Origin of the sequence: Pseudomonas sp. NPDC087814, from assembly GCF_044742865.1 — a bacterium.
Taxonomy (GTDB): Bacteria; Pseudomonadota; Gammaproteobacteria; order Pseudomonadales; family Pseudomonadaceae; genus Aquipseudomonas.
The window spans coordinates 66,680-86,082 of record NZ_JBIUVK010000007.1 but is presented as its reverse complement, the minus strand read 5'-3'; the positions used below and the strand labels follow the sequence as shown (position 1 = coordinate 86,082).

19 protein-coding genes are annotated in these 19,403 nt (G+C 62.0%); 12 read left to right on the top strand and 7 right to left on the bottom strand.

Translation table 11 applies throughout. The annotated features are described in order from the left end of the window. Positions 1-87: 87 nt before the first annotated feature. On the top strand, positions 88-945 hold the full coding sequence (locus ACIOMR_RS08445) for a LysR substrate-binding domain-containing protein (protein ID WP_401193434.1): 858 nt from the start codon (positions 88-90) through the stop codon (positions 943-945). Here the strand turns inward: ACIOMR_RS08445 and ACIOMR_RS08440 are convergent. Beyond that, on the bottom strand, positions 942-1,547 hold the full coding sequence (locus tag ACIOMR_RS08440) for an NAD(P)H-dependent oxidoreductase (protein WP_307518916.1): 606 nt from the start codon (positions 1,545-1,547) through the stop codon (positions 942-944). The genes ACIOMR_RS08445 and ACIOMR_RS08440 overlap by 4 nt on opposite strands. A gap of 90 nt (positions 1,548-1,637) precedes the next feature. Here ACIOMR_RS08440 and ACIOMR_RS08435 point away from each other — a divergent pair, with 90 nt between their 5' ends. Beyond that, complete coding sequence (locus tag ACIOMR_RS08435) at positions 1,638-2,240, top strand: TetR/AcrR family transcriptional regulator (protein WP_003215225.1); 603 nt, start codon at positions 1,638-1,640, stop codon at positions 2,238-2,240. On the opposite strand, the gene ACIOMR_RS08430 is transcribed toward ACIOMR_RS08435, so the two are convergent. Together ACIOMR_RS08430 and ACIOMR_RS08425 are read right to left on the bottom strand one after the other, a co-directional pair. Further along, positions 2,237-2,911 (bottom strand): GNAT family N-acetyltransferase, encoded by a 675-nt coding sequence (locus ACIOMR_RS08430; protein WP_401193429.1) that lies wholly within the window; start codon positions 2,909-2,911, stop codon positions 2,237-2,239. The genes ACIOMR_RS08435 and ACIOMR_RS08430 overlap by 4 nt on opposite strands. Positions 2,912-3,136: 225 nt before the next feature. Continuing rightward, positions 3,137-4,027: a LysR family transcriptional regulator gene (locus ACIOMR_RS08425; protein ID WP_401193427.1), complete on the bottom strand. Its 891-nt coding sequence runs from the start codon at positions 4,025-4,027 to the stop codon at positions 3,137-3,139. Positions 4,028-4,138: 111 nt separating this feature from the next. Between ACIOMR_RS08425 and ACIOMR_RS08420 the strand changes: the two genes are divergently transcribed. The 7 genes from ACIOMR_RS08420 (at position 4,139) to ACIOMR_RS08390 (ending at position 12,121) form a co-directional block, all read left to right on the top strand. Beyond that, complete coding sequence (locus ACIOMR_RS08420; RefSeq protein WP_401193424.1) at positions 4,139-5,365, top strand: MFS transporter; 1,227 nt, start codon at positions 4,139-4,141, stop codon at positions 5,363-5,365. A gap of 46 nt (positions 5,366-5,411) precedes the next feature. Next, a complete protein-coding gene (locus tag ACIOMR_RS08415; RefSeq protein ID WP_008436372.1) occupies positions 5,412-6,122 on the top strand; it encodes a FadR/GntR family transcriptional regulator in 711 nt (236 codons plus the stop codon). Positions 6,123-6,228: 106 nt separating this feature from the next. Continuing rightward, positions 6,229-7,422, top strand: coding sequence for an L-2-hydroxyglutarate oxidase (gene lhgO / locus ACIOMR_RS08410; RefSeq protein WP_003215216.1), 1,194 nt, complete (start codon positions 6,229-6,231; stop codon positions 7,420-7,422). 58 nt (positions 7,423-7,480) lie between these two features. Then, complete coding sequence (locus tag ACIOMR_RS08405) at positions 7,481-8,806, top strand: MFS transporter (protein WP_008436370.1); 1,326 nt, start codon at positions 7,481-7,483, stop codon at positions 8,804-8,806. Between the two features lie 81 nt (positions 8,807-8,887). Further along, a complete protein-coding gene (locus tag ACIOMR_RS08400) occupies positions 8,888-9,745 on the top strand; it encodes a CAP domain-containing protein (protein WP_003215212.1) in 858 nt (285 codons plus the stop codon). Positions 9,746-9,884: 139 nt separating this feature from the next. Next, positions 9,885-10,304, top strand: a complete 420-nt coding sequence (locus tag ACIOMR_RS08395) for an organic hydroperoxide resistance protein (protein ID WP_087695064.1) — start codon at positions 9,885-9,887, stop codon at positions 10,302-10,304. A gap of 140 nt (positions 10,305-10,444) precedes the next feature. Further along, positions 10,445-12,121 (top strand): ATP-binding protein, encoded by a 1,677-nt coding sequence (locus tag ACIOMR_RS08390; protein ID WP_177022579.1) that lies wholly within the window; start codon positions 10,445-10,447, stop codon positions 12,119-12,121. 3 nt (positions 12,122-12,124) lie between these two features. Here ACIOMR_RS08390 and ACIOMR_RS08385 read toward each other — a convergent pair whose 3' ends face one another. Next, the gene (locus ACIOMR_RS08385; protein WP_177022580.1) at positions 12,125-13,252 is read right to left on the bottom strand and encodes a sensor domain-containing diguanylate cyclase; all 1,128 of its coding nucleotides are present in this window, start codon (positions 13,250-13,252) and stop codon (positions 12,125-12,127) included. Positions 13,253-13,402: 150 nt separating this feature from the next. Here ACIOMR_RS08385 and ACIOMR_RS08380 point away from each other — a divergent pair, with 150 nt between their 5' ends. The 3 genes from ACIOMR_RS08380 to ACIOMR_RS08370 all read left to right on the top strand — a co-directional run bounded on the left by ACIOMR_RS08380 (position 13,403) and on the right by ACIOMR_RS08370 (position 15,613). Beyond that, positions 13,403-13,930 carry a GNAT family N-acetyltransferase gene (locus ACIOMR_RS08380; protein WP_177022581.1) on the top strand — a complete coding sequence of 176 codons (528 nt, stop codon included), beginning with the start codon at positions 13,403-13,405 and terminating at the stop codon, positions 13,928-13,930. 133 nt (positions 13,931-14,063) lie between these two features. After that, a complete protein-coding gene (locus tag ACIOMR_RS08375) occupies positions 14,064-15,104 on the top strand; it encodes an alpha/beta fold hydrolase (RefSeq protein ID WP_003215199.1) in 1,041 nt (346 codons plus the stop codon). Next, complete coding sequence (locus ACIOMR_RS08370) at positions 15,104-15,613, top strand: cytochrome P460 family protein (protein ID WP_401193415.1); 510 nt, start codon at positions 15,104-15,106, stop codon at positions 15,611-15,613. The genes ACIOMR_RS08375 and ACIOMR_RS08370 overlap by 1 nt, the downstream gene beginning before the upstream one ends. Positions 15,614-15,712: 99 nt before the next feature. On the opposite strand, the gene ACIOMR_RS08365 is transcribed toward ACIOMR_RS08370, so the two are convergent. From ACIOMR_RS08365 to ACIOMR_RS08355, 3 genes are all read right to left on the bottom strand, one after another. Further along, positions 15,713-16,141 (bottom strand): molybdopterin-binding protein, encoded by a 429-nt coding sequence (locus tag ACIOMR_RS08365; RefSeq protein ID WP_134326728.1) that lies wholly within the window; start codon positions 16,139-16,141, stop codon positions 15,713-15,715. Positions 16,142-16,305: 164 nt separating this feature from the next. Then, positions 16,306-17,715, bottom strand: coding sequence for an OprD family outer membrane porin (locus ACIOMR_RS08360; RefSeq protein ID WP_023658889.1), 1,410 nt, complete (start codon positions 17,713-17,715; stop codon positions 16,306-16,308). 204 nt (positions 17,716-17,919) lie between these two features. Next, a complete protein-coding gene (locus ACIOMR_RS08355) occupies positions 17,920-19,329 on the bottom strand; it encodes an amino acid permease (RefSeq protein WP_401193411.1) in 1,410 nt (469 codons plus the stop codon). Between the last annotated feature and the right edge of the window lie 74 nt (positions 19,330-19,403).

The following is a 19,403-nucleotide window of genomic DNA, read 5'->3' as shown; positions in this document are numbered from 1 at the left end:
CAGTTGACGGGCAAAAACTAGCAAGCCAGGATCATTCCGAATATCAGATTTAATAGCATCCACCATCCCGTTTTAATGGACCATTCAATGCGCCGCCCCACCTTCGACCTTGATGTACTGCGCACCTTCGTCACCGGCGTCGAGCTGAACAGCTTTGCCAAGGCGGCGGATCGCCTGGGCCGTTCGACCTCAGCCGTCAGCGCGCAATTAAAGAAACTCGAAGAACAGGTCGGCACGCCGGTGCTGAGCAAATCCGGGCGCGGGCTGGTGCTGACGCCGGTGGGTGAAGCGCTGCTCGGCCACGCCAGGCGGTTGCTGGACCTCAATGACACTGTCTTCAGCAGCCTTAACGAAACCCAAACCGCAGGCACTTTGCGCCTCGGTTTGCAGGAGGATTTCGGCGAGCATGTGCTCAGTGACATCCTGCGGCGCTTCGCCAGGCTTTATCCGATGATCAGCCTTGAAGTGCGGATAGGCCGCAATGCCGAGCTGTTGACCCTGATCGACAGCGCGAGCCTGGACCTGGCGCTGACCTGGGAAACCGGTCAGACATCGTCCTGCCGCACCCGCCTGGGGCAAACACCCATGCACTGGATCGGGCCCCGGGACAAACCCCAACTACCGCGCGCCGAGGACGCGCCGCTGCCGCTGGTGATGTTCGAGGCACCCTGCGTATTGCGCAGCGCCGCCACCGAAGCCCTGGACCGCGCCGGCATTGCCTGGCGCATTGCCTTGACCAGCCCCAGCGTGGGTGGGATCTGGGCGGCGGTCGATGCCGGGTTGGGTGTGACCTTGCGCACCCGTATCGGTTTGCCTGCGCACCTGCGTGTACTCGACGGTCTGCCGCCGGTGCCGTCCCTTGGCTATGAATTGCATTGCAGCCATCCAGCGCCAGGCGCTGCGGTCGCACAGCTGGCAGCGCTCGTACAGAGCAGCCTGGTTTAGGCGGTTTCGCAGGGTTGCAGGGTGACGAACAGTTGTCGCCCCAACTTCGCCGCCGTCTCCAGATGCTGTTCGGCAGCGCCGCTTTCCGAGTCCAGCAGCAGCTCGGATGTCAGCACTTTCGCACCGCAGTAATCAAAGATCCCATGGTCGATTTGCGTGCGCATGGCGTCGGCATAGCCGTGGCGTTCAAACACCCCTTCGTCCGCCCCGCCAACGCCCAGTAAGTGCACCTGCAAGTGGCCGAGTTTTTTCACCACCTTCGTCTCAAGGCTGTAGTCGATCGCCCAACCGTTGACGAATACCCGGTCGATCCAGCCCTTGAGCAAGGCCGGCATCGACCACCAGAAGATCGGGAACACCAGCACCAAGGCGTCGGCGCGGTCGAGTCGGGCCTGTTCGGCCAGTACGTCGGCCGGCGGCGTGGCGCGGGTGCGATGCACTTTATGGTCGGCGGCGTTGTAACGCGGGTCGAAACCTTCAGCGGCGAGGTCGGCGATTTCAAAGGTGTGGCCGGCGGCGGTTATGCCGGCAGCCGCCTGTTTGGCGAGGCTGTGGGTCAGGGAGTGTGAGTCGTGGTGAGCAACAACGATCAGCGCGTGCATGGCAGTGACTCCGTCGGGGTAGCGATGAGAAGGCAAATTGAGTAGGCTTGAGCTAAGTTACCGTTGGTAAGTTACTTTTGGTATATAAGCATGTCAAGCGATCAATCCCCTGCCCCTCGCCGCCGCTTGTCCCGGGATGACCGGTTGCGCCAGCTGCTCGACGTGGCCTGGCAACTGGTGCGAGAAGAAGGCACCGATGCCCTGACCCTGGGGCATCTGGCTGAGTTGGCCGGCGTTACAAAGCCGGTGGTGTATGACCATTTTGGCGATCGCGCGGGGCTGTTGGCCGCGCTGTATGAAGATTTCGACGCCCGTCAGAACCAGGTATTTGCCGCCGCAATCGAGGCCAGCGAACCCACCCTGGACGACCGCGCGTGGGTCATCGCCTCGTGCTACGTCGATTGTGTGTTGCTACAAGGGCGTGAAATTCCGGGGGTGATTGCTGCTTTGGCCGGCAGCCCGGAACTGGAGACCATCAAGCGTGAGTACGACGCAATTTTCCTTGGCAAGTGTCGCGATGCCCTCTCCCCCTTTGCCGTGGACGGTGTGATTGGCCAGCCCGGTTTACGCGCAATGCTGGGCGCGGCGGACGCCTTGTCCCATGCTGCGGCCAGCGGGGAGATCAGCCCGCTGGAGGCGCAAGAGGAGCTGTTTGCGAGCATCAAGTCGATGGTGAGTCGAGGAGCGCGTTAGCCCAGCCTTGCGTGCACGAACATCCGAGCCTTGTGGGTCATCTGGTCGAAGTGACGATCACGCTGTTTTTCGGCATCGACCATCGCCCGCTTGCCGTGCTTTTGCAGGAGGTAGGTGTGGATCTGCCGCACCTCCAGCGAGCTGTAGATCGACGCCACATCCAGCAACCCCATCAAGCCGTCAGTGCTGTAGTCGCGGGTGTTCATCAACACCTGGGTACCGCGCACACCGCGCAGTTGAAAGCCCATGGACTCGAACGCCGGGACCTTCTCCACTGCGCAGGTCAGTTCGGCATGGGGGTAGCGAGCGAGCATGTCCTGCATCATCGCCCGCGCCACGCCTTTGCGCCGATGGCTGGCGTGCACCGCCATGTAAGCCACGCCGCACGCCTCGGGATCGTCCTTCACCGGCAGGTACAGCAGGAAGCCGATCACCTGCTCCTGCGCGTCCAGCGCGATGATCAATTCCACCGCAATGCCCTTGGACCCGTCCAGCGCTTCCAGATACAGGTGCACCTCGTAGCCGATGGCGTACTGGTAGACGTTGTACAGCAGGTTGCTTGGCGGGATGGCGACCATGCTGATGTCCGTCAGGTAGTCGACCACCATCTGCAGGATCTGCGCATTGATCGGCTCGGGGCATGGGGTTTCGTAATGGGTAAGGCTGAACATTTGAATTCCTGGTGTTTCATTTTAAGGCCCGGCGGATTGTACCTGCTGAAGGGCCGCCGTGGACCCGCAAGCCCCCATTGTGGCGAGGGAGCTTGCTCCCGCTGGGCTGCGTAGCAGCCCCATTAAGCGCGCCGCGTTCTTTTCGCGGGAAACAGGATGCAGGTTTTGGGGCTGCTTCGCAGCCCAGCGGGAGCAAGCTCCCTCGCCACAAGGGGGCTGCTCGGCTCATTGCGCACATACCTCCCGCAGGCAACCGCGCAGCCAGCGATGGGCCAGGTCGGCGTCCAGGCGCGGGTGCCAGAGCATCGATACGGTGAAGTCCGGGAACACGAACGGCAGCGCAAAGCGGTAGAGGTCGCTGTGCAGGTTGGCGGTATGCCGCTCCGGCACGCTGGCGATCAGGTCGGTGCTGCGGGCCAGGGCCATGGCGGTCGAGAAGCCGGCGACGATGGTCACCACGTCCCGGGTCAGCCCGAGCGCTTCAAGGGCTTGATGGATCTGGCCTTGATCACGGCCACGCCGGGACACGTAGATGTGCTGGCCTTCGGCGAAGCGCTGCGGCGTGACTTCGCCCTGGCTGAGCGGATGGCCCTTGCGCACCACGCCGATAAACCGGTCGCGGAACAGCGCCTGGGTCAGCACCTCGGGGCTGGCGCTGCTGTCGACCACGCCGGTTTCCAGGTCGACACTGCCATCGCGCAGCGGCGTACTGCCTTTGTCCGGCTTGTGCACGAAGCGCAACCGCACGCCAGGCGCTTCCCGGGCGATCCGCGTCAACAGCGCCGGGCCGAAGTTTTCAACAAATCCGTCGCTGGTGCGCAAGGTGAAGGTGCGTACCAGTTGGCTCACATCCAGCGTCGCAGCGGGTCGCAACACCGCTTCGGCGTCCTGCACCAACTGGCTGACCTGTTCGCGCAACGCCAAAGCGCGCGGCGTGGGTACCAGGCCGCGGCCGGCACGGACCAATAACGGATCGCCGGTGGTTTCCCGAAGTCGCGCCAGCGCCCGGCTCATCGCCGACGGGCTCAGGCGCAAGCGTTGAGCGGCACGGGCGACGCTGCCTTCGGCGAGCAACACATCCAGGGTGACCAGCAGATTGAAATCAGGTGTCGACACGGCAAACCTCATAGGGCGTTTGGCGCACGTATAAAGTGCAAATGCTGCGCCTTCCGCCATGTTAGGTGACGGCGTAGATTTCTGACAGCGGTCAAACCCAGGAGCCTCTTGATGAAATCACCTGCACCCCGTGGCGCTCTCGTCGCCCTGTCACTGTCCATGTTGCTGGCGTCCTTGGGCACCAGCATCGCCAACGTCGGCCTGCCGAGCCTGGTGCAGGCGTTTGATGCATCGTTCCAGGCGGCGCAGTGGGTGGTGCTCGCCTACTTGCTGGCGATTACCGCGGTGATCGTCAGCGTCGGGCGACTGGGCGACCTGATGGGCCGCAGCCGCCTGCTCTTGGCCGGGTTGTTGCTTTTCACCGTTGCCTCGGCCCTGTGCGGCATGGCTCCGTCCCTCGGGCTGTTGATTGCGGCCCGCGCCCTGCAAGGCCTGGGCGCGGCGATCATGATGGCGATGACCATGGCGCTGGTGGGCGGCACCGTGACCAAGGAACGCACCGGCCGCGCCATGGGGTTGCTGGGCACGATGTCGGCCATGGGTACCGCGCTGGGGCCAAGCCTTGGCGGGGTGTTGATCGCGGGGTTTGGCTGGCGCGCGCTGTTTTTCATCACCGTGCCGCTGGGTTTGCTGACATTTGCCCTCGCCCGGCGCTATCTGCGCGTCGACCGCCATGGGCTACAGCCCGCGCAATCCGGGTTCAGTTTCTTGTCGACTTTACGGGATTCAACGCTAAGCGCTGGCCTGGCCATGAGCGCCCTGGTATCGGCGGTGATGATGGCGACCTTGGTGGTCGGGCCCTTCTACCTGACCCACGGTGCAGGCCTCAACCCCGCCTGGATGGGCCTGACAATGGCAGTCGGGCCCTGCGTTTCGGCATTGATGGGCATCCCTGCGGGACGTTTGACCGACCGTTTCGGCAGCGGCCCGATGACCATCGCCGGGCTGCTGGCGATGCTGGCGGGCTGCCTGCTGCTCTCCCTGGCGCCGCTGAACCTTGGGGTTGCCGGGTACATCGCCCCGCTGATCATCCTCACCCTCGGCTACGCCCAGTTTCAAGCCGCCAACAACACCGCCGTGATGAGCGACGTACTGGCAGACCGCCGTGGCGTGATCGCCGGCTTGCTTAATCTGTCGCGCAATCTGGGCCTGATCGCCGGGGCTTCGGCCTTGGGCGCAGTGTTTTCGCAGGTTTCAGGTGACCTCGCCATAGCCACTCCCGGCGATGTGGGAAGTGGGATGCAAGCCACGTTCGGCGTGGCATTGGCACTGATTGGTGTAGGTCTTTTCCTGGCCCTACGCGCCCGGTTCCGCGTAACACCTGTCTTGACAAGGTAAAATCGTAACGACTATTGTCTGACAACCTGATTAACAAGGTTTTCCCATGCTTGAGCTCCAGCGCCCTGATTCGCTCGTTATGCGCGTTGTCAGCGCCATTCGTGCAGAAATCGATTCCGGCCAACTGGCGCCCGAAGCGCGCCTGCCCACCGAACAGCAACTGGCTGAACAACTCAATGTCAGCCGTTCGGTGGTGCGCGAAGCGATTGCCCAGCTCAAGGCCGATGGCGTACTGACTGCGCGGCGTGGCCTGGGCTCATTTATCTCGCAAACCCCGGCCGGCACCGTGTTCCGCTTCCCGGAAAAAAACGGTCGCCGCCCGGACCTGGCGCAAATGTTCGAAGTGCGCCTGTGGATCGAAACCCAGGCCGCCTCGATTGCCGCCCAACGCCGCGACGCCGCCGACCTGCAGCGCATGAAGACCGCCCTGCAGGAAATGCACGACAAGCGCGCCGACTTCGACGCCGCCGCCCTGGCCGATGTGGAATTCCATCGCGCCATCGCCGAGGCCAGCAAGAACGACTATTTCGTGGCCTTCCATGACTTCCTCAGAAGCCAACTGGCCAGCGCCCGCAAGACCGCCTGGGAAAACTCCGCCACCCGCTTTGTCAGCGGCTCGGCCGATGCCACCCAGGAACACACCGCGCTCTACCAGGCCATCGTCGACGGTGATGCCCAAGGCGCTGCCGCCTGTGCCGAGGCTCACTTGCGCGCCGCAGCAAGGCGCCTGCATCTGGAACTGCCCGCTATCAATTGACCGATCCGAACCCGTTTAAAGCGTGCCGATGGCGCGCTGTTTTTTTAACAAAACCATTAGTCTGACAACCTGATAAGCAGACTGAAATGCGTAGGTACCCAAAACAATGATTTATGACTTTTGCATCATCGGCGGCGGCATCGTCGGTTTGGCCACCGCGATGGAGTTGCTCAAGCGCCAGCCCAACGCCTCGCTGGTGATCCTGGAGAAGGAAAGCCTGTTGGCCAAACACCAGACCGGCCATAACAGCGGCGTGATCCATGCCGGCATCTACTACGCGCCGGGCAGCCTCAAGGCCGACTTGTGCAAGCGCGGCGCCGAAGCCACCAAGCAGTTCTGCACCGAGCACGGGATCAAGTTCGAGGTGTGCGGCAAGTTGCTGGTGGCTTCGACTGATCTGGAAGTACAACGGATGGAAGCGCTGTACGCCCGCTCGCAGCTCAACGGCATGAAAGTCGAACGCCTGGACGCCGACCAGTTGCGCCAGCGCGAACCGAACATCGTCGGGCTGGGCGGGCTGTTTCTCGACGCCACCGGCATTGTCGATTACCGCGAAGTCTGCGAAACCATGGCCCGGGTGATTCGTCGCGCCGGCGGGGAAATCTGCCTGGAACGCACCGTCACTGCGATCGTCGAGGACACCGACAAAGTCACCGTCAGCACCCGGGGCGAAAGCTGGCAGGCCAGGCATCTGGTGGTGTGTGCAGGTTTGCAATCGGACCGCCTGGCCGTGATGGCCGGCGTCAAGATCGACCACCAGATCATCCCGTTCCGTGGCGAATACTTCCGCTTGCCGGAATCGAAGAACACCATCGTCAACCACCTGATCTACCCGATTCCCGACCCGGAGCTGCCCTTCCTCGGCGTGCACCTGACCCGCATGATCGACGGCAGCGTCACCGTTGGCCCGAATGCCGTACTCGGCCTGGGTCGCGAGAACTACCGCAAATTCTCGGTGAACTGGCGCGACGTGGCGCAGTACGCGAGCTTCCCGGGCTTCTGGAAAACCATCTGGCAGAACCTCGGTTCGGGCAGCGTCGAGATGAAGAACTCGCTGTTCAAGTCCGGCTACCTGGAGCAGTGCCGCAAGTACTGCCCATCGCTCAACATCGAAGACCTGCTGCCTTATGAAGCCGGCATCCGCGCCCAGGCCGTGATGCGCGACGGCACCCTGGTGCACGACTTCCTGTTCGCCCAGACCCCGCGAATGCTCCACGTGTGCAATGCACCCTCACCCGCTGCCACCTCCGCGATTCCCATCGGCTCGATGATCGCCGACCGCATGTTCAAGCCCCACTGACGCACCGCACCACGCCTCACTTTGACAATAAATATAATGACTCATAAGGAAGTACAGAATGACGGCTACAGCCCGCACCCCGGACGTTGAAACCCCCGAGCAAACCAGGAAACGCCTGCGCAAAGTCGCGGCCGCGACGATCTTCGGTTCGATGCTGGAGTGGTATGACTTTTACCTGTACGCCACCATGGCGGCGATTGTGTTCTCGAAGATTTTCTTCGATAACAGCGACCCGAAAGCCGCTACGCTGATGGCGTTTTCCACCTTTGCCATCGGCTTCATCGCGCGCCCGTTCGGCGGCATTCTGTTTGGCTACCTGGGCGACAAGTTCGGGCGTAAACAAGTGCTGGTGCTGACCTTCTGCATGATGGGCGTGTGCACCACGTTGATCGGGCTGATCCCCAGCTACGCCTCCATCGGCATCTGGGCGCCGATCGTGCTGGTGTTTATCCGCATCATCCAGGGCCTGGGGGCCGGTGCCGAACTGTCCGGCGCGGCGGTTACCTCCTACGAGCACGCCTCAGAAGGCAAGCGCGGCAGCCAGGGTGCATGGCCGGCGCTCGGGCTGAACCTGGGCTTGCTGCTGTCTTCGCTGACCGTGTACCTGCTGACCATCAACGGCAATGAATTCCTGCTGGCCGGCGGCTGGCGGATTCCGTTCATTTGCAGCATCGCGCTGGTGGGTGTGGGCCTGTGGGTGCGCAACAGCATCCCGGAAACCCCGGAATTCAAGGAACTGAGCAAGGAAACCGCAAAGGCCAAGGCGTCGCCGCTCAAGGCGCTGTTCAAGAACGACCTCAAGGGCCTGGCCGTGGTGTTCTTCGTGGCGATTGGCTACAACGCGTTGAGCTACATCTTCAAGACCTTTTCCCTGGCTTACCTCACCCAGTTCAAGGGTGTCGATGTGCACGTCACGTCGCTGTCGGTGACCATTGCCAGCCTGATCGCCATCGTCGCCGTGCCATGCTTCGGCTGGTTGTGCGACAAGTGGAGCAGCAAGACCGTGCTGATGCTCGGCGGCCTGCTGTCGCTGCTGTTTGCCTACCCGTTCCTTGCGCTGCTCAATACCGGTGAAAGCCTGATGATCTACGTCGCCATTGGCGTGGGCACCGGCATCCTCGCGCCGATGATGTTTGCGCCGCAGGGTTCGTTCCTGAGCCGCCAGTTCCCGACCCAGACCCGCTCCTCGGGCTTTGGCACCGGGCGGGAAATCGGCACCGCGATCGCAGGTGGCCTGGCGCCATTAGGGGCGTTGTCGATGGTGGCGGCGTCGGCCACTCACTCCACTGATGGCGTTGTGATAATCCTCGCGATCTCGTCCCTGCTGGTGGTGGTGTTCGCCTTGTGCGATCAGGGCCGTAAACACTCGGCATTCAAGAACTGAGGCAAAAAGTTCGGACCAACGGGTGCATGGATGCCCCTTCATCGCGCATCATGGGCACTTTCAAGCTCAAGGGAAACGTCCATGCGCGTTCTGTCATTGATGATGGGTCTTACGACGCTGGCCGCCAGTCTGGTGTTTACCGCCCAGGCGCAGGCGGGTGAAGAAAGCCTGTTGGTCGACTCGATCAATCAATACCGCAGCCAGGTCCAGCGCTGCGGCAACCAGGGTTCCCAGGAATTGCCACCGCTGGCCAGCGACACGCGGCTGGTGTTGCCGGTCAACAGTGTCGGCGACTTGCAGCAGGCGCTGGCGAGGGCGGCGTACCCGATGGTCAACGTCCAGGCCATCAGCCTGTCCGGGCCCAGGAACGCCGAAGCCGCGATGAAAGCCGTGCGCGAAAGTTTTTGCCGGGTGGTGCTCGACCCGCAGTTCATTGATATCGGCGTGAGCAACAGCGGCCAGGACTGGCGCATCGTGCTGGCCCGCCCGCTGCTGACCAGCGGCCTGGGCGAGACCCAGACCGAAGGCAAGAAGGTGCTCGACCTGATCAACACCGCCCGCCAGCAACCACGCCAATGTGGCGCCCAGGCCTTTGCCGCCACCACACCCCTGAGCTGGAACGAAGCACTCGCCAACGCCGCCGCCGGCCACGCGCGCAACATGGCCAACGGCAACTTCTTCGATCACCTGGACCACGATGGCCGCACCCCGGGTGACCGGGCTGAACTGGCAGGCTACATCGGCCAGCAGATCGGCGAGAACATCGCCGCCGGCATGGACACCCCACGCAAGGTGGTCGACGGCTGGCTGGCCAGCCCCGGGCACTGTGCCAACCTGATGAACCCGCAGTTCCGCGAAATGGGCGCCGCCTACGCCATGGACCCGAAAAGTGATGCCGGCATCTACTGGACCGGGTTGTTTGGCGTGCAGCAGCAATAACGGTTTGTATCCCAACGTATCTTCCCGGCGAGGCGACACACTGCGAGGTGCAGGCCCCCGGCGATGACACATTGCGGATACGCCGGCGCGGTTTCCTGTGCACACCGGCCCACCCCGGGCCACTTGCGAGGAAACCGTCATGTCCCAGAACAGCACCGTGCTCTACACCGGCAGAACCCACACCACCGGCGGGCGTGAAGGCGCGTCCCACAGCGATGACCTGCACCTGGACATCAAGCTGTCGCCGCCCGGCTCCAAGGCTCCCGGCACCAACCCCGAGCAACTGTTTGGTGCCGGCTGGTCCGCCTGCTTTATCGGCGCAATGGGCAAAGCCGCACAAACCCTTCACATCCGCCTGCCCGCCGACACGGCAGTGAGTGCCGAAGTGGACCTGGTGAACAGCCCGGAAGATGGCTATTACCTGCAGGCGCGCCTGCGGGTCAGCCTGCCGGGTATCGAACACTCGGCCGCCCAGGCACTGGTGGACCGTGCCCACCAGACGTGCCCGTATTCCAAGGCCACCCGCGGCAATATCGCGGTAACGATTACGGTGGCCTGAAGGGAGCTCAGCAAAGCATTATCCGGCCGAGACACTAAAGTGCCATCTAGTGGATAATCCCGCTGAACTGGCTGAGTCCCGGGATGTCTGTAGCTTGGCATCCCTACCTCAGCGAACCGTGGCAAGAAGGCGTTCACCGAATGACAAACTGGCTGCAAGGCGGCGGCGAAATGGCCGAACGGGTCCGGCATCACGACTGGGCCAATACGCCATTGGGGCCTTTGGAACACTGGCCGGACGTACTGAAGACCACCGTCGCCCTGTGCCTTGCCTCCAGTTTCCCCCAGGCGATCGTCTGGGGGCCTGCGCTGATCACGCTTTACAACGACGGGTTTATCCCGATTCTCGGCGACAAGCCTGATGCCCTCGGGCGGCCATTCAACGAGATCTGGCAGGAAGCCTGGCCCCAGATCAGTCCGATCGCGGATGCCGCCTTCGCAGGTGAAGCCACCTTTATCGAAAACTTCCCGCTGACGATCGAACGCGGCGGCGCGCCGGAGCAGGCGTACTTCACCTTCTGCTACAGCCCGATCCGCGACGTACAGGGCAAGGTGGTCGGCATGCTCGACACCGTGACCGAAACCACCGCCACCGTGGTTTTGTCCCAGCGCCTGGCCGAGCTGAATGCAAGCCTGGAGCAGCGCGTCACCGAAAGGACCACCCTGCTGACCCAGACCGAAGCCGCCTTGCGTCAATCGCAAAAGCTTGAAGCCATCGGCCAGTTGACCGGTGGCGTGGCCCACGACTTCAACAACCTGCTGACCATCATTCGCTCATCCGTCGACTTCCTGCGGATGCCGAGCCTGTCCGAAGAGCGTCGCCAGCGCTACATGAGCGCGGTCACCGACACCGTGGACCGGGCCGGCAAATTGACCAGCCAGTTGCTCGCATTTGCCCGGCGCCAGCCGCTGAACCCGGAAGTGTTCGATGCAGGCCTGCGGGTGAAAAACATCGGCGAGATGCTCGAGACGGTGACTGGCGCGCGGATTCATGTGCACGTCGAACTGCCCGGGCAGCCATGCTACATCCGCGCCGACTCCAGCCAGTTTGAAACCGCCCTGATCAACATCGCCCTCAACGCCCGGGACGCGATGAACGGCCAGGGCAGCCTGACCCTGCGACTGGACGCCGATCAAGCACTGCCGAGCATCCGTGGTGACGCCGGTTCACGCCAGGCGTTCATCGCCATTTCACTCACCGACACCGGCAGCGGGATTCCCGGGGAGACGTTCGAGCGCATCTTCGAACCCTTCTTCACCACCAAGGAAGTCGGCAAGGGCACCGGCCTGGGACTGTCCCAGGTGTTCGGCTTCGCCAAGCAATCGGGCGGCAACGTCGATGTGGCCAGCCAGGTCGGCCAGGGCACGGTGTTTACCCTGTACTTGCCGCAAGTGGTACCTGAAGAGAGCTTCCAACGAGACACCCCGGACACCTGCGGGTTGATCACCGAATGCGCCCAGCGCCATATCCTGGTGGTGGAAGACAACCTGGAAGTGGGCCGCTTTGCCAATCAGATCCTCCAGGACCTCGGCTACCGGACCACCTGGGCAACCAATGCCGAACAGGCGCTGGAACTGGCCGGCGCAGACGCGTTGGGGTTCGATGCAGTGTTTTCAGATGTGGTGATGCCCGGCATCACCGGGGTGGCCCTGGCCAGGGAAATGCGACGGCGCCGGCCCGGCCTGCCGGTGGTACTGACCTCGGGCTACAGCGAGGAGCTGGCGGAAAGCGGCTATGAAGGCCTGGTGTTCCTGCCCAAGCCCTACTCGGCCGACCAGGTCTCACAGGTGCTGGCCAAGGCGCTGCTCAAGGGCTGAGGCCTATTCCGCGACGGCCACCTGGTTACGCCCGAGGGCCTTGGCGCGGTACAGCGCCTTGTCTGCGGTGTTCATCAGGCCGTGCAGGTCCTGGTCCACCGCGCGGGCCCAGGCCACGCCGAGGCTGGCGGTCAACCCCTGGACCGGCTCGCTGGTCAGCCCGGCGATGGCCTTGATCAACTGCTCGGCGATGTCCCGCCCGGTCTCCAGCGACGTATCCGGCAGCAGCACCGCAAACTCCTCGCCCCCCAGCCGCCCATACACATCGGCCTGGCGAAACGACGCGCTGATCACCCCGCCGATCTGACGCAGCACCTGGTCCCCGGCCTGGTGCCCGTAGGTGTCATTGATGGCCTTGAAGTGGTCCATGTCCATCATCAGCGCGCACAACGGCTGCTGGTTATGCCGGCACTGTTCGTAGAGCAACTGCGCGTGCTCGAAAAACGCCCGGCGGTTCATCAGGCCGGTGAGTTCGTCGGTTTGTGCGGCGCGGGTGGAGATGTTGTGGGCACGCTCCATTTGCCGGGTCAGGCGAAAGGCTTTTTCCAGGGCATCCGACAGCTTGCGCGTGGCGCCACCGACAAACGAAGAGAACACCAGCACCGCCAGGGCCATGCCGACTTGCATCGACGACGGTTGAAACAGCAGCCACAGGGTGCACGGCAGCAGTACCAGGCCCATGGAGACCAGGGTCATGTAGCGATAGGCCGAATAACACGAGACTGCGCTGACCGACATGCCCACGGTGAACAACATCACCAGGGCCTGGGACAGGCGGTCGTCGGTGGGCATCAGGACGAATGCGCCGATGCCCCAGACCCCGGCCGACAACATCAACGTTACCCAATAGCGCCGCTCCCAGCGCGCGGGGGTGCGTTCACTGTTGGGGCAGCGAAACCAGTCCATGAACATCCACACCCGCAGCAACGACGTCCCGGCCAATACCACCAGCCAGACCAGCATTACCCGGTGATCAAAACGTTCCCAGCACAGCCAGCACAGCATGGCGGCCGCCATATAACTGCCGAACACTGCAGAGAATGACTGGCGAAACAGCTGGTGCAATCGATCTGTTCGTACCTGCTCCTCGATGAAGCAATCCTGGTCCTGCCCACGCCCAAGGCCATTCATTTGGTCCGCCTGATCTTACTGCCGCGACAAAGTGCCATTGTGGCATCCTGCCAGTAGCCCTAACAACTGAATCAAGCGTGCTAGAGCGCCGAAAGCAGGATAAATATAGGTGAACACCTTCTCGCTCGCTCCAAGGATCAGAGTCCACCCATGAATACCCACCCGATTACCACCGAACGCCTGATTCTCAGGCCCGCAGCGGCCGACGATGTGGCCAGTGTATTTGCCATTTATGGCGATCCCGAGACCAACCGCTACAACCCGGCAGGCCCCTTTACCGATCTGGGCCAAGCCGAGGCCGCCCTGGCTCGCTGGCTGCTGCACTGGGCAGAACATGGTTTTGGCCAATGGGCGATTGCCACACAAGAGGCGCCGGGCTGCGTGATCGGCTTTGGTGGCATCACCTTGTACCCCTACAACGACGTTGAGCGGATCAACCTCGGCTACCGCTATGCGGTCAGCGCCTGGGGACAGGGCTTTGCAACCGAGCTTGCCAGGGCGGCGTTGCAGTTTGCCTTTGTCGCGCTGGACCAGCCGCAGGTGTACGGCGTGGTGCGTCCGGGGCATACAGCGTCGATCAAGGTGCTGGAGAAAATCGGCATGCAGTACATCGATGAGCTGGACGATGTACCCGGTCAGGCGCCGAGCCTGGTGTATGTGGCCCGGCGGGCCCTCTGACCTTTGTATCGCAGTGTGTCCAAACACCCCTGCGATACAAAACCTTTAACCCAACCGCTTTCTCGAAACAGACGGGATACACAACTACGTTCAACTGTGAGCCAGGCACACCACCCGCCGCCGGAGACTCACCATGCACACACAGTTGAACACCCCACCCCGCCGCCTGATGGGCGCGTCGCTGCTGGCCTTTGCGCTGTTGCAGTTCGGTGCCCTCGGCGTCGCCAGTGCACAGGACGCGCAAGCACCGGCGGCTGCCAGCGCAACTGCCCACAGCGCGCTCGGCCCGTTGAAGCATGTGAAAGCCGGCTTGCTGGATGTGGCCTACGCCGAAGTCGGCCCGGCCGATGGCCCGGTGGTGATCCTGTTGCATGGCTGGCCCTACGACATTGACAGCTACTCCGAGGTAGCGCCGCTGCTGGCTGCCCAGGGCTACCGGGTGCTGGTGCCTTACGCCCGAGGCTATGGCGATACCCATTTCCTGTCGGCAAAGACCCTGCGCAACGGCCAGCCGGCCGCCCTCGCCGTCGACCTGATCGACTTCATGGACGCGCTGAAGATCAAGCAGGCCGTGCTCGGCGGCTATGACTGGGGGGCGCGCACCGCCGACATCGTCTCGGCGTTGTGGCCTGAGCGGGTCAAGGCGCTGGTATCGGTCAGCGGCTACCTGATCGGCAACCAGGCCGCGGGCAAGAACCCATTGCCGCCCAAGGCCGAGTTGCAATGGTGGTACCAGTTCTACTTCGCCACCGATCGCGGCGCCGCCGGCTATGCGAAAAACACCCACGACTTTGCCAAGTTGATCTGGCAGATCGCCTCGCCAAAATGGGCATTCGACGACGCCACCTTCGACCGCAGCGCCAAAGGCCTGGACAACCCCGACCACGTCGCCGTATCGATCTTCAACTACCGCTGGCGCCTGGGGCTGGTGCAGGGCGAGAAAAAATACGCTGCGCTGGAGCAGAAACTCGCCACCGCCCCGTCCATCAACGTGCCCACCATCACCATGGAAGGCGACGCCAACGGCGCGCCGCACCCGGCCGCAGAGGACTATGCCAAACGCTTTACCGGCAAGTACGAATACCGCCTGATCAGCGGCGGCATCGGCCACAACCTGCCGCAGGAAGCACCGCAAGCCTTTGCCAAGGCTGTGATCGATGCGGACCACCTGTGATGAAGCGCCTGCATCTTGCTGCACTCGTCTCTGCAACAGCTGCCGTGGTGGCCACCGCTACCGGGTTCGTCTTTGGCGGCCCGGCTACCAGCGAGCCTTCGCCGATCTACGGCGTGACCATTCCCGACGGCTACCGCCAATGGGAGCTGATCGCGCCGGCACAGGAAGCCGACCCGCTGAATGAACTGCGGGTGGTGCTGGGCAATAAAGTGGCGCTCAAGGCGTACCGCGACGGCACGCTGCCCTTCCCCGACGGCACCGTGCTGGCGAAACTGGCCTGGAAGCACGTGCAATCGCCGGAGTTCAAGACCGCGTCGATTCCCGGTGCGGCGACCACCGTGCAGTTCATGGTCAAGGACTCGAAGAAATACGCAGCGACCGGAGGCTGGGGCTTTGGACGGTTCATCAATGGCAAGCCGGTGGACCAGGCGCAGCATGAGACGTGCTTTGCCTGCCATCAGGCGCTGGTGAAGAACCATGATTATGTGTTCACCCGGCTGGCGCCTTAGCGCAATAGCCTTTTTCAACAACAAACGCCGCGGCAACCGGGCATCCCGTAGCAGCTGCCTCGCTTGGGCTCGACAGCTGCTACGTTGTGTGGGGTTTTATCAGGCCGGAACGCCCAGAATGATATGGGACGCCTTGATCACCGCCGTGGCGCTCACGCCCGGCTTCAACCCCAGCTCGGCCACCGCGTCGCGGGTCACGATGGAAAACACCTTCGAACCACCCGCCAACTCGATCACCACTTCCGCATTCACCGCGCCGTCATTCACGCTCAGCACCTTGCCTTCCAGGCAGTTGCGGGCCGACAGGCGGATGTCGCTGGATTCGGTCATCAACATCACCCACGGCGCCTTGATCAGCGCGACCGCTTCCTTGCCTACGGCAATGCCCAGGTTGCGGATGCTTTCCATGGTCACCACCGCCACCAACTGCTCGCCACCGGGCAGGGTCAACACCACTTCGGCGTTGACCGCGCCGTCCTGGACCTGGCTGACCTGGCCTTTGAATACGTTGCGTGCACTGACTTTCATGGGAACGGTCCTTTTCTTGACTTATAGGTTAGGAATTGCCGCGCATGATTAAACGTTGCGTTGTGTAAAAACAACTATAGCGCCCTGCTCTGCCTGGAACCCCACGCAAATAAAGAAGGCCGCCCAATGGGCGGCCTTCATCTGGAGCAGTTACCGACGACTGATTAAAACAGCGCGTAGGTGTAGTTGAAGATCAGGCGAGTCTGATCCTGGTCGGCGGTGCCGGTGTTATGGCCGTGGTAGCTGCCGGTACGGAACGTAGTACCGAAGCCTTTCAGCGGGCCTTCCTGCACGACGTAATCAAGACGGAAATCGGTTTCGCGTTCCGACTGATCGCTGCCACCGGCAACCTTGGCCTTGATGTCGCTGCCGTTGAGGTAGGCAATCGAGGCTTTCAGGCCCGGCACCAGGGTTCTGAAGTCATACAGGTACTGACCGAAATTGACCTGCTCGCCCGCACGGGAGAACTGGCCAACCACCGCGTCGGTGAACAGGTAGAAGTCGGAACCGGCCGCGCCTTGGGCGGTTGGATCGGCGATGCTGCCCTGGTTGACCCAGACGAAGCCACCGTCATCACTCACGCCGATATGGCCGAGCATCAACTGGCTGCCGCCCAACTGATAGGTGAAGGCAGCACTGTAGGTTTTGTTGTCGACTTCACCGGCGTGCTTGGCATAGCCGCCGTTGTTGTTGAACGCATAGCCGGCCGAACCGTTTTTGCCGTCGCTGGTGCTGTCGAAATAACGCAGGTCAGTCTTGAACGACTGGTCATTGCCCAACGGCAATACGTGGACCAGGCCGAAATAGTTCTGTTTGTAGAAGTCTTCCAGGTTGGCGTAGTAGTACTGCAACGTCAGGTTTTTAGCGATGACGTTGTCAGAAGAACCAAACGGCTGGTAGTCGACACCACCGAAACGGAAGCTGTCGCTGTCGCGAGTGGCACCGGCCACGCTCAAGCCCGTGGAGTTGCTCGATGCACGACCTTCAGCCTTGTTCAGCTCGCCGCCGGTGAAGGTGACGTTGGGAATGTCCTTGGAGGTCAGGATACCGCCGTCGAATGTTTGCGGAGCGGCACGGCTGTCGTTGGACACCAGGATCGGCAGGATCGGGGCCAGGCCACCGCCCACGTGCAATTCAGTCTGGGAAATACGGAATTTAACGTTGCCGGCTGCGCGACCGAAGCTGTCAGCAGGCTCGGTGCCATTGTTCTTCACCGGGAAGAAGCTGTTGCCGTTACCCGACAGGCCATTGCCCGCTGCGTGGCCATCGCCACCGTCCAGACGCAACGCGCCGAAAGCCATCACGTCGAAACCTACGCCGACGGTGCCCTGGGTGTAACCGGATTTATAGTCGAAACGCAGTACTTGAGCCGCTTCCCGCAGGTCGTTCGCCGTGCCGGAGTGAACGTCGGCGTTGTAGTACATGGTGCGCGAACTGATCGAAGAATGACTGTCTTCGAGGAAGCCGCTATGGCCGTCACCCGTGCCGAGTGAGCCAAGACCAAAGCCGTCCGCGCTGGCGTGTTGTGCAAGGACAGCCGCCGTGATGGCCAACGCTAATGTAGAGAGTTTCATTTACTGCGCCCCTGTGAACATTATTTTTTTACTGTCCTTCGAGCGAATACCGTTGCGGCCCTGCAAACGCTGCGGATTGTGGCATGGGGCCGATGGCGCAGATTGTGAAATTTTTGTCATGTACCGATGAAAAAACCGTCATGAAAAGGCCGTACAAGCCGGCCTTTTTCGAGGGTTGAATGGCCTGCGGTTGTACGACAACCGCTACTGCGCCGTGCGCTGATCAGGCTGGAATCGGTGGCGAAAATGCGAGAAATGGTAGGCAACCGCCAGCCACATAAACCATGCAGGCATCACGCAAAGGGCCAGGCGGGTATCTGGGCGAAGTGCCAGCAGGCAAAGTACGAACGCCATGAAGCCAAGTGAAACCCACGCCAACGGCACGCCACCGGGCATTTTGTAGAGGGATTTTTCATGTAGCTCCGGGCACTTTTTCCGATAGGCGATGTAGGACGCCAGGATGGTCGACCAGGTAAAGATCACCAGGATCGCCGAAACGGTGGAGACGATGGTAAAGGCCGTCATCACTTCCGGGACTATAAACAGCAGCAACAAGCCCAGCAGCATCAGGAAAGTGGTAAACGCCAGGCTGATAAACGGCACGCTGTTTTTCGACAGTCGTCGGAATATCCCGGGTGCGTCTCCCAGGTCCGCCAGGCCGAACAACATGCGACTCGCCGAAAACACCCCGCTGTTGGCTGAAGAAGCCGCTGAGGTCAGCACCACGAAATTCACAATCCCGGCGGCGGCGGGAAAGCCGGCTACCAGGAACAGCTCGACAAAGGGGCTCTTGCTGGGGGACACCTGCTCCCAGGATGTCACCGCAATGATGCAGGCCAAGGCCAGCACGTAGAATAGGATGATCCGCAGCGGAATCGAGTTGATTGCCTTGGGCAGTGTCTTCTCCGGCGAACGGGTTTCGGCCGCCGCCGTGCCGATCAACTCGGTACCGGCAAACGAGAAGATCGCCATCTGGAACCCGGCAAAGAAGCCGAACACGCCATTGGGAAGCGCCGCCTGCTTATCCAGCAAATGATTCAGGGAAGCCGTGACGCCGGTGGGCGACACAAACGAGCTGGCAATCAACACCACGCTCACACTGATCAGGGTCACCACGGCGATGATCTTGATGATCGCAAACCAGAACTCCACCTCGCCGAACAGCCGCACCGTCAGCACATTCAAGGCAAACAGGGTCAGCAGCATTGCAATCGCCGGTATCCAGGCCGGCACGTGCGGGAACCAGTACTGGAAAAAGCCCCCGACCACCACCGCATCCCCCACCACCGCCACGCTCCAGCTCAGCCAGTACGACCAGCCAAGAAAAAACGCCGCACGCGGCCCCAGGTAGGCACCGGCAAAGTCGGCGAAGCTCTTGAAGTTCAGGTTGGACAGCAGCAGCTCACCCATGGCGCGCATCACGAAATACACAAACAGCCCGATGATCATGTAGATCAGGATGATCGAGGTGCCGGACAGCGCGATGATCTTGCCCGAGCCCATGAACAGGCCGGTGCCGATCGCACCGCCCATGGCCATCAGTTGGATATGGCGGTTGTTGAGGGTGCGTTGCAAAGCGGGCTTTTCAATCAGCCCGGGCACGGTTGTTTTCATCACAAAACCTCTTGTTATGTTTTTGAGTTTTGGCAGAAAAAAGTCAGGCGTTGTTTATTGTTGGAATGGCATCG